The organism is Roseovarius roseus (assembly GCF_043355935.2).
GTDB classification, from domain to species: Bacteria; Pseudomonadota; Alphaproteobacteria; order Rhodobacterales; family Rhodobacteraceae; genus Roseovarius; species Roseovarius roseus.
Genome location: NZ_JBHFPE020000034.1, coordinates 1 through 10,723 on the forward strand (window position 1 = coordinate 1; position 10,723 = coordinate 10,723).

A 10,723-nucleotide genomic window follows, 5' to 3' on the forward strand; every position below is an offset into this window, starting at 1 on the left:
CGAAGATCGATTCAATGCGTGACCGTATCTGAAACCCGCATGGGCCAGACCCGATACACAGAGTTCATGACACTCCCAATTCAAATTTAGGGTTGCGAACCAGTTAGCCATGTCGGTATGCCTTGAGACACTACCTACGATCCTCCAAAGCTTACCCCCGACTGCACTATGTGGGCGGGGGTATTTGCCTATGGCAGCGAGTTTGATATTAAAGCGTTCCGCCCAAAACTTGAATCGCAGGGATTCCCACACGTATGATTTTGTGATTCACCCTTTTTGGGAGGATGGATCATGTCAGCACCTTTGCCAGAGGCGCTTCGGGCGCGGTTTCAGCGATATATTGAGGAAGGGTTAAGCGGTCGCGCGGCGGCATTGCGCTTGAAACTCTCGCCAGCCACGGGAGCGAGATGGGCGCTTGCGATCCGCCAGACGGGGTGTGCGGAGGCGGCTCCGCAAGGCCGACCGAAAGGCAAGGGCAAGCTGGACCCGCATCTGGATTTCTTTGCCGAGATTATCGAGCAAGATGGCGACATCACGATGCCCGAGCTGAGTGCAGCTCTGTTTGACGCAACGCGCGTTCAGGCGCACCCCAACGCCATCGGTAAGTTCCTTCGCAAGCTGGGCTACACGTATAAAAAAAGTCACTGGTCGCCACCGAACGCCGCCGTGCCAAGGTGAGGCGACAGCGCGAAGACTGGTTCAAGCACCGCATTCCAGCCATATCGAAGCACCCGGAACGCGTTGTCTTTATTGATGAAACATCGGTGAAGACAAACTTGACAAGGCAGCGGGGATGGGCCCCTTGTGGAAACCGCCTGATCATGGATGCCCCGTTTGGCTCGTGGGGCACCCAGACTTTCATAGCTGGACTGAGTGCCGATGCGATGATCGCCCCCTGGGTGATCAAAGGGGCCATGGATGGCGCGGCCTTCGCCGCTTACGTTGAAAAGGTGCTGGTGCCGGAACTCTCACCCGGAACCGTCGTCATCCTGGACAATCTCGCCACCCACAAAAACGCCGAAGCGGCGAAGGCGATGCACAGGGCAGGATGCTGGTTCTTGTTCCTGCCGCCCTACAGCCCTGATCTCAACCCGATTGAGATGGCATTCTCCAAGCTCAAAGCACACCTGGGCCGGATCGGCGCACGCACCTTCACCGACATGTTCAACGCAATCGCCGAAATCTGCGACCTCTACTCACCCGACGAGTGCTGGAACTACTTCACAGCTGCCGGATATGTCGCAGGTTAAAGGCGGGACGCTTTAACTCGCGGGTATGTACGATCTTGAGTTTTTGAATATTGAAAGAGCAAGCTCCAACGCCACATGTCTACTAGGCTGGTTCAAGCTGTTGTCACTCTCCAACTGCTCCAAGGAGTGAAACGTCCCTTTGGTATACTGGCCAATTTCGTCAGGCCCAGCATACCCCATCAACCAGTCCGAAAATGTCCGGCTATCGACTGCATTGCACCAACTGATTGACAAGCCGCTGTGACGGTGATCGCGAAAGATCCTCTTGTGATAGCAATCTTCGACTGCGGTCTGCTCGCCCTCCAAGATCTGGAAGAAAAGTTGATCGTGATACATGAGAACACCGGTAATCTGATCTCGCGCGTTGTTGCGCTGAGAGCTCTCTAGGATGTCAGACAAAGTTGCCTCATCAAGCGGTGATCGAGAGCAGCTTACGTAGGCGAGTTGATACGGCAAGGATGGGTCCTGAGTTTGAGAAAACAGCCACATGAAGCAACGATAGGTCAGATACAATGACCAAATTTTGCGCTTGGCAATATTTCGCTGGTGCTCGTTGGGTCCGTCACCAAAAGATCACCAGCCTGAGACCTGGGATTGCGCGAGCGATGCACAAACTGATAAGCGTCGCTGCACGGCCTAAAGCCTTCCTCGACTTGCCCCCGACCACTGTGCGTGGACGGGGGCTTTTTGCTCCCGAAGATCTACCTGTAGATTAGGTTTCGGAGAGCTGCGCGCAGCGAGAAGGGCTCCTTCGCTGGATATGAACGGCCAACGTCGTCAGGTTCGATGATTTCTGGAAACCAATTCTTTGCTTGCTCTTTTCCCGCTGGCCTTGTCGAGCAGAGCAAGCGGGTATCGCCCACCTGCCTGATCACATTCGATCGCAATCGCTACTCAGTGCCCGCCAGCTTCGCAAACCGGCCCGTCAGCCTGCACATCTATCCCGAACGGCTGGTCATCGTCGCCGAAGGGCATGTAGTCTGCACGCATGAGCGCATCATTGAACGATCGCACCGTCAGCCGGGGCGTGTCGCCTATGACTGGCGCCATTACCTCGCCGTGGTCCAGCGCAAGCCGGGCGCATTACGGAACGGTGCTCCCTTCGTTGAGATGCCAGAAGCGTTCCGGAAGCTGCAGGATCAGATGTTGCGTAGGCCCGGTGGCGATCGCGAGATGGTCGATGTCCTGTCCCTGGTGCTCCAGCATGACGAACAGGCCGTGCTTTGTGCTGTGGAAATGGCGCTCGAGGCAGGAGTGCCAACAAAGACACATGTGCTGAACCTGCTCCACAGGCTGGTGGACGGCACACCGATAGACCAGCCCGATGTGACACCGCCCGCAGCCCTTTCTTTGAGCAAGGAACCCGAGGCAAATGTCGCACGGTATGATGGGCTGCGCACCACGGGAGGAACACGTCATGCGTCATGATCCCGCCGGTGCTGCCATCGTCATAATGATGCGCAGCCTGAAGATGCCGGGCATGGCGCAAGCCGTGCAGGACCTGCATGAGCAAGGATCGCCCGCATTCGATGCAGCGATCCCCATGTTATCGCAGCTGCTAAAGGCCGAAATGGCTGAACGTGAGGTGCGTTCCGTCGCCTATCACATGAAGGCAGCACGCTTCCCGGCATACAAGGATCTCTCTGGCTTCGACTTTGCCGCCAGCGAAGTCCGTGAGGCCTTGGTCCGCCAACTTCATCGATGCGAGTTCATGGACGCGGCTGAGAATGTGGTGCTGATCGGAGGCCCTGGAACCGGGAAATCGCATGTCGCCACCGCCCTCGGCATTCAAGCAATCGAGCATCATCGCAAGCGCGTGCGCTTCTTCTCGACGGTCGAGTTGGTTAATGCGTTGGAGCAGAGGACGAGGCGAGTGAACGGCTGCTGCATGATTTGCAACCCAGCCTGGTGGTGCAGGCGGCTTCGATCCAGACGTCGTCGGTGATCTCGGACAAGGGATCGCGCTGGACGGACCTTGTCGCTGAGGGGGGGCTGAGCGCGACGGCGGTGTTTCAGGCCCTGATCTCGTCTCGCATGCCGGCCGCGATCAGCAGGGTCGCCCCCGGCACGCCGCTGATAAACTGCTCGTTCCCCGATGTGGTCAACGGCATGATCACGGCCATGGGCCATGATGTCCTGTGCGGCACGGGCAACATCGCCATCCTGTCGAACGTCTTTCAGGGTGCGCCGGGGCGGCCTGAGGGCGATCTGAAAGTGCTGGCGCAGTATCAGTGCCTCGCGCCGTGGCGCCGCCCGGCCGAGGACCGCCGCGGCCCCGCACCGCGCATCTTTATCGACGGTGCCGAAATTGCCGATCCGTTCAAGACGTTTGAGGCATGCCGCCTCACGCCGGAGCCGGCCATCGAGATCTCGGGCGCGAGCGGTGTCACCCTGATCCTCGCCCTCGCCGCCGGGCGCGGTTGGCGCGGGCATGTGCCCGGGCCGAACGGCTTGCCAGGCGGCTATCCGGTTGCATTACAGCAGGGCCGTCTCACTCTCGATTTGCCGCAAGAGGTGAGCGAAGCCGAGGCGGTAAAGTGGAACGATGCGTTCGAACAGGCCAAGGGGCTGACGACGGCTGACGGGCGCGCTACCTTTCATGGCCGCTTGGCCGAGAGGCTGGCCGGGGAGGGCTTTGCATATGCCGACAGTTTCGAGATGGCCGCCTTAGAGGAAGTTTGCGAAGTGATTCTGTCGCTGCGCGACCGGCTGATGTCCGAGGCTGCCTGACGTTTTAGCGCCCGCCCAGGATATAACCAAGCAGGCCTGAATGGCCGCATCACTGTAGGTTTGTTGACGTCCCCGCCGGCCAGAAGATGTCGCCAGCGCATCCACAAAGAACCGCATTGTCATCCTTGATGAAAGGCCTGCACCATCAAACTGGGCTTTTGAAGCGACAATGATTGCCCGACCCATAGCCCGAATAAACAACCTTACCATGACCTATCAATCCTTGAAGGGGTTGCCTTGCAGGTAGCTTGCGTAAGGGGCCTGCACCAGCCAGCCTGCATCGACGGGCAGCGTCACTCCAGTGATTGCGGCGGCTCGATCTGAGCAGAGGAACTCCACTGCATCAGCGACGTCTTTCGGCTCGACAAAGCGGCGCAGGGCGGTCGTTGTCTTGATCGCATCGGGGTTCCGCTCACCCGCGGCGATCTTGGCCTTCAACCCGTCCGACATCGTGTAGCCCGGCGCGACGGCATTGACGCGGACGCCGTGAGGGCCAAGCTCGGCGGCGAGGATCTGGGTCAGCGCTAGAATCGCGTGTTTCCCAGGGGTGTAGGCGGGCAGCGACAGCGGCGCAAAACTGGCGAGCGAGCCGATGTTGACGATTGCCCCGCGCCCCTCGGCGCGCATCATGCGGCCCATGATCTTGCAGGCGGCGAGGGTGCCGCGATAGTTGGTCTTCCACAGCGCTTCGTCCTCATCCAGATCTTGATCAAGGATGCGCGTGCCGCTTTGCAGGATGCCGCCGCTGTTCACTAGAACATGCGCCGGTCCAAAGATGGTCTGCGACTGGTCCCCCAAAGCGGCGACTGAGTCCGGGTCGGCCAGATCGGTCGTGATGAACCGCGCGTCGCGGCCCGCATTGATGCAAGCTTGTGCCACCTCCGCGCCCCGCTCGGCATTGCGCCCTGACACGGTGACAGCCGCGCCACCCTCGGCAAAGCGCAGCGCGATGGCGCGTCCGATGCCCGAGGTGGCACCGGTGACGATGATGGATTGCCGCCCGCTCAACGTTTCGGCCCGCTCAGCACGTTAAGGCATTCGCCCATTGCCTTCATCTGAAAATCCATCATGGGCTGGCCATACTGCACTTGGCAGCCAAGTGCCTTGGCGTGGCGTAGAAGGGGCGTTTCGACCGGGTCCATGATGATGTCGACGACGATCATGTCGGCCTGCAAACGGCCCGCATCAAGCGGCAGGGGGTCCTCCGGGCGCAGGCCCATGGGCGTGGCATTGATGACGATATCATGCCCCATCGGGTCGGGCGGCCCCGCGCGCAGGTCGCAATCGGTAAAGGTATCGGCAACCAGTTTCGCCAGCGTTGTTGCCCGTTCGTTGCCGATATCGCTGATCGTGACGGCGGCGGCGCCGGCCTCGGCCAGGCAATAGGCCAGCGACGCCCCCGCGCCGCCTGCGCCCACTTGCAGCACGTGTTTGCCCGCCACATCGTGTCCGCCACTCATAACATGCCGGCATCGGGGGAAAAATTTATATGACATATCAGCAGCGTAGCCAGATTGGGCGTTGTAGCCTTGGTATTTGCCGCAAAGCTGACATCTGATGCACGCGCGGAATGATAGACTTAGAAGATGACTACAGATCGGGTTTGCGCATCGGATCCGTTCTCGAGACCTAAAGGACAGCCTAATGAAACGACTTGCCCTTGATGCCGCAGACATTCGCATTTTGAGCGCATTGCAGCAGCATGGCCAGTTGAGCAAGGCCCGGCTGGCGGACATTTGCGGCCTATCCGCGACGCCCTGCTGGGCGCGCTTGAGCCGGTTGAAAGCGGCTGGTTATATTCGCGGCTATCATGCGGGGATCGCGCTGGAGCAGCTGGCTGATTTCGCCCAAGTGATTGTGACTGTCTCCCTCAGCCGCCACCGAAAGGCTGATTTCGACCGCTTTGAGGCGTTCATCAATAGCCGGGACGAGATCATTGATTGTATCGCGACGGGTGGCGGGGTCGATTACATCATGAAGGTCATCACGCCCAGCCTTGCTGCCTTTCAGGAGTTAATGGAGAAGTTCCATGCCGAAGATCTTGGCATTGACCGATACATGACCCACTTCGCCACGCGACAAGTGAAAACAGGTTTGCCGAACATTGCGAAGCTGGCTGCTTCGAACCTCAAATAGGCAATCCGGCCCAAACGGTCCTGATAGGGGCGAGTAAACGGCCCGACTAGTCTGCTATTGCAGAATCTTCAGACTGCTTTCTGCGCCCGATTCAGCCTACATCACGAACAGATCTTGGCACTCTTCGATCACAGTGATCACGGCCCCAATGGGAGGATGTTTCAATGCAAGCAGATGATTTCGGTTTCGGCACACAGATCCGCAAGTCGCCTTATTTTAACGCTACGGTGCGTTGGGGCGCCCAAGGGTTTTCCGTCTATAACCACATGTATATCCCTCGTGATTTCGGAAACCCCGAGCAGAACTTCTGGAACCTCGTCAACGATGCGATCCTGTGTGATGTGGCGGTCGAGCGTCAGGTCGAAATCACCGGCCCTGATGCGGCAAAGTTCACCCAGATGCTGACCTGCCGCGATCTGTCCAAGATGGCTGTGGGGCAGTGCAAATATATCCTCATCACGAACGCAGATGGCGGCATCCTGAACGATCCGATCTTGCTTCGCCTGGCGGAGAACCATTTCTGGATTTCGCTGGCTGACAGTGATATACTGCTTTGGGCTCAAGGGGTTGCGGTCCACTCGGGCCTCGATGTGACGATAGGCGAGCCCGACGTTTCGCCGCTGCAATTGCAGGGCCCGAAATCGGGCGAAATCATGCAGGCGCTGTTCGGCGATGACATCTTGGATCTGCGCTATTATTGGCTGCGCGAGGTTGAGCTGAACGGTATTCCGCTCATCGTCTCCCGCACCGGCTGGTCCAGCGAGTTGGGCTATGAAATCTATCTGCGCGATGGATCCAAAGGCGATTTGCTGTGGGAAACAATCATGGCCGCGGGTCTGGAGTTTGGCCTCAAGCCCGGTCACACGTCCTCCATCCGCCGTATCGAGGGCGGGATGCTGTCCTATCACGCTGATGCCGATATGAGCACCAACCCTTTCGAGCTTGGGTTTGATCGTCTGGTGAATCTGGAGATGGAAGGCGACTTCATCGGCAAGGCCGCGTTGCAGCGCATCAAGGACGAAGGTGTCAGCCGCAAGCAGATTGGCCTGATCATCGACGGCACTCCGCTTGCCGGACCCAATACGACGTTCTGGGAGATCCACTCGGGAGGCGAGGCCATAGGCAAAGTGACCTCGGCCGTTTACTCCCCACGTTTGGACCGGAATATCGCTTTGGCCATGGTGTCGGTGGAGCACGCCAATATCGGTGCTGAGGTCGAGGTCATCACAAAGTCCGGACCCATCCGCGCGACGATTTGTGAGCGTCCGTTCTACGATCCCAAAAAGCAGATCGCAGCCGCTTGATGCGCTTTCAGGCGAAGTAAGAACTAAATGTCAGGCTTCGCGATTGCATTGCATTCGCGCCGCGCCACACTTGAATTGCAAACCGGTGCCTACTCAACCGAGTGCACAGTGCCGGGTGAAGCAGATGCAGGACCGCGCGCACCGCTACTGCTTTACCGACAATTCGCTGGCGAATAGCGTTGAAATCACCATCCTTTGAAACCCCGAAAGGACACGCCCAATGACACCAAGTGACATCCTGCTCCGCGACCTGGATGCGAGCGGTATCTTGCGCCTGACTCTGAATGATGTGGGGCGGCGCAATGCCTTGTCCGAGGCGATGCTGGCCGAGTTGGGTGCTGCTTTTGAGGAGGTCGGATCGAATCCTGCGGTGCGGGTGATCGTTCTGGCCGCGAATGGGCCGGCGTTTTGTGCAGGTCATGACCTGAAAGAGATGACTGCGGGGCGCTCAGGTGACGATGGGGGTAGAGCCTATTTTGCTCAGGTCATGTCCATGTGCGCGGGCGTTATGCAGAGCATCGTGAATTGCCCGAAACCCGTGATTGCCGAAGTGACGGGCGTCGCCACCGCGGCAGGGTGCCAACTGGTGGCAAGCTGCGATCTGGCCATTGCGGCTGATACAGCTCAGTTCAGCACACCGGGGGTTCATATCGGGCTGTTCTGCTCCACCCCCATGGTGGCCCTGTCGCGAAATGTGGCGGACAAACACGCGATGGAAATGTTGCTGACGGGCGACATGACGCCCGCGGCCCGCGCCGCCGAGATCGGGCTTGTGAACCGTGTTGTTGCGCCCGAATTGCTGCAAGAGAACACGATGGAAATGGCGCGCAAGATTGCGTCCAAGTCCAGCATGACAGTTGCAACTGGCAAACGCGCCTATTACGCGCAGCGCGATATGAACCTCGCCGACGCATATGATTACGCCTCTAGCGTGATGGTCGACAACATGCTGGCGCAGGACGCCGAGGAAGGCATCGGCGCGTTCATCGCAAAACGTGCGCCGCAATGGCGGGACGCCTGACTCCATGACCGCAAACCCATACAACACCGGTCTCGACCGAAATCCCGCAAATCATCAGCCACTTACGCCGCTGACATTCCTCGAACGCGCAGCATCGGTCTTTCCAGATCACACCGCGATCGTGCATGGGGGCTTGCGGCGCAGTTATGCCGAATTCTACGCCCGCTCACGCCAGCTGGCCTCGGCTTTGGCCCGACATGGTATCGGTCGGGGTGACACGGTGTCGGCCATGTTGGCCAACACGCCTGCGATGCTCGAATGCCACTATGGCGTGCCCATGTGCGGCGGGGTGCTCCATTCCATCAATACCCGTCTTGATGCGTCGGTGGTTGCCTTTCAACTGGACCACGCCGCGTCGAAAGTGATGATCGTGGACAGTGAATTCATGGGGCTGTTGCAGGACGCATTGGCGATATCTACCGTGACACCAACGGTCATCGAATACCGCGATGCCGAATTCTCTGGGCCCGCAGCTGCACCAGATGCAGAGGATTACGAAGCGTTCTTGTCCACTGGCGATCCTGATTTTGACTGGCTGATGCCGTTGGATGAATGGGACGCGATTGCCATCAATTACACGTCCGGCACCACGGGTGATCCCAAGGGCGTCGTCTCGCACCATCGTGGGGCGTATCTTCTGTCGCAGGGCAATGCGCTGACAACGTCGATGGCGAAACACGCGGTCTATCTGTGGACCCTGCCGATGTTTCACTGCAATGGCTGGTGTTTCCCTTGGACTCTGTCTGCGATCAGCGGCACCCATGTCTGCTTGCGTCAAGTGCGCGCGGAACCGATCTGGAATGCCTTGGCAGACGAGGGCGTTACCCACCTGTGCGGCGCCCCGATCGTCATGTCGCGGATGATTTCAGCCCCGGAAGCGGAAAAGCGCAGTCTTGATCGCACAGTGCAATTCTTTACCGCTGCAGCACCTCCGCCGGAAAAGCTGCTGGCCGATATGAAAACAGCGGGCTTTGATGTGACGCACCTGTATGGGCTGACCGAAACCTATGGCCCTGCTGTGGTCAATGACTGGCATCAGTCCTGGTCCGATCTGTCGGCCGCGGAACAGGCCTCGCTGAAATCGCGTCAGGGCGTGCGGTATCTGCCTCTCGAAGGTCTCGACGTGCTCGATCCAGATACGATGCGGCCCGTGCCACGTGATGGCTCGACCATGGGCGAGGTGATGTTTCGAGGCAATGTCGTCATGAAGGGGTATTTCCGCAACCCGAAAGCCACGCAAGAAGCCTTTGCCGGCGGCTGGTTCCATTCCGGCGATCTGGGCGTGCGGCATCCCGACGGCTATATCCAACTGAAGGACCGCTCCAAGGATATCATAATCTCAGGCGGGGAGAATATTTCGTCGATCGAGGTAGAGGAGGCGCTGTATCGCCATGCAGCGGTCGAGGCCGTCGCCGTGGTTGCAATGCCCGACGAGAGATGGGGCGAAACGCCCTGTGCGTTTGTAGAACTGGCCTCCGGCGCATCCATAGACGCCGTAGCCCTTCGCTCGTGGTGCAAGAGCCAGCTTGCGCACTACAAGGTTCCGGGACAAATCATCTTCATGTCCATCCCACGCACTTCCACCGGCAAGATCCAGAAATTCATCCTGCGCGACCAGGCCAAAGAAATCGCGCAACACGCAACGACAAGTCAAGTGATCCCAGCTTAACGCGCCGGGCCGCTTGGTGTCCGATTGGGCTGGCAACACAAAGGCGGGCCGAGCGCCTGGGGTCTCTTTCGTCAGCTCCTCGACGAAGACCGAGAGGCGTGCCTCGGATGCAAGGATGGTCACGGTTCGCCGCGCCCGGGTCACGGCGACATGCATGACGCGCCGTTCTTCGGCATTGGGATAGGGCTCGGCCTCGGGAGAGACGAGGCTGAGCAGGGGATCGTCGACGATCATCGAAGCCCTTTGATGCATGGACGGTCTTGGGGGTGATCGTCGCCCCACGCGACGGTCATAGCCTCTTCAAAGATATGGCAAGATACACGAAGCGGCAGGAATACGAAAGCTGCACTGCGGCATCGGCAGTCCAAAGCAATGGCAGGTCTGGGCCGTCATGGCATGGCACCGAACGTGCTGTATCGTTGGCGGCGTCTGATGCTGGACGGGGTGGCAATGGCGGTGTCAGCACACAATGACGTCATAAACAATCGCGCTGGCCGGCAGGTGGAGGGCTTACTTTATGATTGAGCATCGGCTTCGGGGTAGTGCCCCGGGAAGTGGTGTAGGAACTGGCGTCCACCTGCTTTTTCATAGCCGGTGTTGCTCGTTCACTGAG

9 protein-coding genes and 2 pseudogenes are annotated in these 10,723 nt (G+C 58.9%); 8 read left to right on the forward strand and 3 right to left on the reverse strand.

Annotated features, from left to right (window positions below; translation table 11 throughout):
* Positions 1-291 precede the first annotated feature (291 nt).
* Positions 292-1,250 (forward strand): IS630 family transposase gene (locus ACEWPL_RS18940; RefSeq protein WP_393928667.1). Its coding sequence is split into 2 segments (ribosomal slippage): positions 292-633 and positions 636-1,250, totalling 957 coding nucleotides; the frame shifts between segments, so codons are not numbered across the junction.
* A 12-nt stretch (positions 1,251-1,262) separates the two neighbouring features.
* On the opposite strand, the gene ACEWPL_RS18945 is transcribed toward ACEWPL_RS18940, so the two are convergent.
* Positions 1,263-1,739, reverse strand: a complete 477-nt coding sequence (locus tag ACEWPL_RS18945) for a BLUF domain-containing protein (protein WP_393928669.1) — start codon at positions 1,737-1,739, stop codon at positions 1,263-1,265.
* 339 nt (positions 1,740-2,078) lie between these two features.
* Here ACEWPL_RS18945 and ACEWPL_RS18950 point away from each other — a divergent pair.
* From ACEWPL_RS18950 to ACEWPL_RS18960, 3 genes and pseudogenes are all read left to right on the forward strand, one after another.
* A pseudogene (locus tag ACEWPL_RS18950) lies at positions 2,079-2,678 on the forward strand (Mu transposase domain-containing protein); the annotation flags it as partial.
* Positions 2,668-3,111: pseudogene (locus ACEWPL_RS18955) on the forward strand (ATP-binding protein); the annotation flags it as partial. The pseudogenes ACEWPL_RS18950 and ACEWPL_RS18955, both read left to right, overlap by 11 nt.
* Positions 3,112-3,143: 32 nt before the next feature.
* Positions 3,144-3,980 (forward strand): hypothetical protein, encoded by an 837-nt coding sequence (locus ACEWPL_RS18960; protein WP_393930810.1) that lies wholly within the window; start codon positions 3,144-3,146, stop codon positions 3,978-3,980.
* A gap of 216 nt (positions 3,981-4,196) precedes the next feature.
* On the opposite strand, the gene ACEWPL_RS18965 is transcribed toward ACEWPL_RS18960, so the two are convergent.
* Together ACEWPL_RS18965 and ACEWPL_RS18970 are read right to left on the reverse strand one after the other, a co-directional pair.
* Positions 4,197-4,988 (reverse strand): SDR family NAD(P)-dependent oxidoreductase, encoded by a 792-nt coding sequence (locus ACEWPL_RS18965; protein ID WP_393930812.1) that lies wholly within the window; start codon positions 4,986-4,988, stop codon positions 4,197-4,199.
* Complete coding sequence (locus tag ACEWPL_RS18970) at positions 4,985-5,440, reverse strand: shikimate dehydrogenase family protein (RefSeq protein WP_393930814.1); 456 nt, start codon at positions 5,438-5,440, stop codon at positions 4,985-4,987. The genes ACEWPL_RS18965 and ACEWPL_RS18970 overlap by 4 nt, the downstream gene beginning before the upstream one ends.
* Positions 5,441-5,624: 184 nt before the next feature.
* Here ACEWPL_RS18970 and ACEWPL_RS18975 point away from each other — a divergent pair, with 184 nt between their 5' ends.
* From ACEWPL_RS18975 to ACEWPL_RS18990, 4 genes are all read left to right on the forward strand, one after another.
* On the forward strand, positions 5,625-6,116 hold the full coding sequence (locus ACEWPL_RS18975) for an Lrp/AsnC family transcriptional regulator (protein WP_393930816.1): 492 nt from the start codon (positions 5,625-5,627) through the stop codon (positions 6,114-6,116).
* A gap of 164 nt (positions 6,117-6,280) precedes the next feature.
* Positions 6,281-7,420 carry a glycine cleavage T C-terminal barrel domain-containing protein gene (locus ACEWPL_RS18980; protein WP_393930818.1) on the forward strand — a complete coding sequence of 380 codons (1,140 nt, stop codon included), beginning with the start codon at positions 6,281-6,283 and terminating at the stop codon, positions 7,418-7,420.
* 220 nt (positions 7,421-7,640) lie between these two features.
* Positions 7,641-8,441 (forward strand): enoyl-CoA hydratase, encoded by an 801-nt coding sequence (locus tag ACEWPL_RS18985; RefSeq protein WP_393930820.1) that lies wholly within the window; start codon positions 7,641-7,643, stop codon positions 8,439-8,441.
* A gap of 4 nt (positions 8,442-8,445) precedes the next feature.
* Positions 8,446-10,110 (forward strand): acyl-CoA synthetase, encoded by a 1,665-nt coding sequence (locus ACEWPL_RS18990; RefSeq protein WP_393930822.1) that lies wholly within the window; start codon positions 8,446-8,448, stop codon positions 10,108-10,110.
* The last annotated feature ends 613 nt before the right edge of the window (positions 10,111-10,723 follow it).

Bases quoted from the DNA above. Each gene is read 5' to 3' on its own strand.
- ACEWPL_RS18945 (WP_393928669.1), bottom strand. From the start codon at position 1,739: ATGTGGCTGTTTTCTCAAACTCAGGACCCATCCTTGCCGTATCAACTC.
- ACEWPL_RS18970 (WP_393930814.1), bottom strand. From the start codon at position 5,440: ATGAGTGGCGGACACGATGTGGCGGGCAAACACGTGCTGCAAGTGGGC.
- ACEWPL_RS18975 (WP_393930816.1), top strand. From the start codon at position 5,625: ATGAAACGACTTGCCCTTGATGCCGCAGACATTCGCATTTTGAGCGCA.
- ACEWPL_RS18980 (WP_393930818.1), top strand. From the start codon at position 6,281: ATGCAAGCAGATGATTTCGGTTTCGGCACACAGATCCGCAAGTCGCCT.
- ACEWPL_RS18985 (WP_393930820.1), top strand. From the start codon at position 7,641: ATGACACCAAGTGACATCCTGCTCCGCGACCTGGATGCGAGCGGTATC.
- ACEWPL_RS18990 (WP_393930822.1), top strand. From the start codon at position 8,446: ATGACCGCAAACCCATACAACACCGGTCTCGACCGAAATCCCGCAAAT.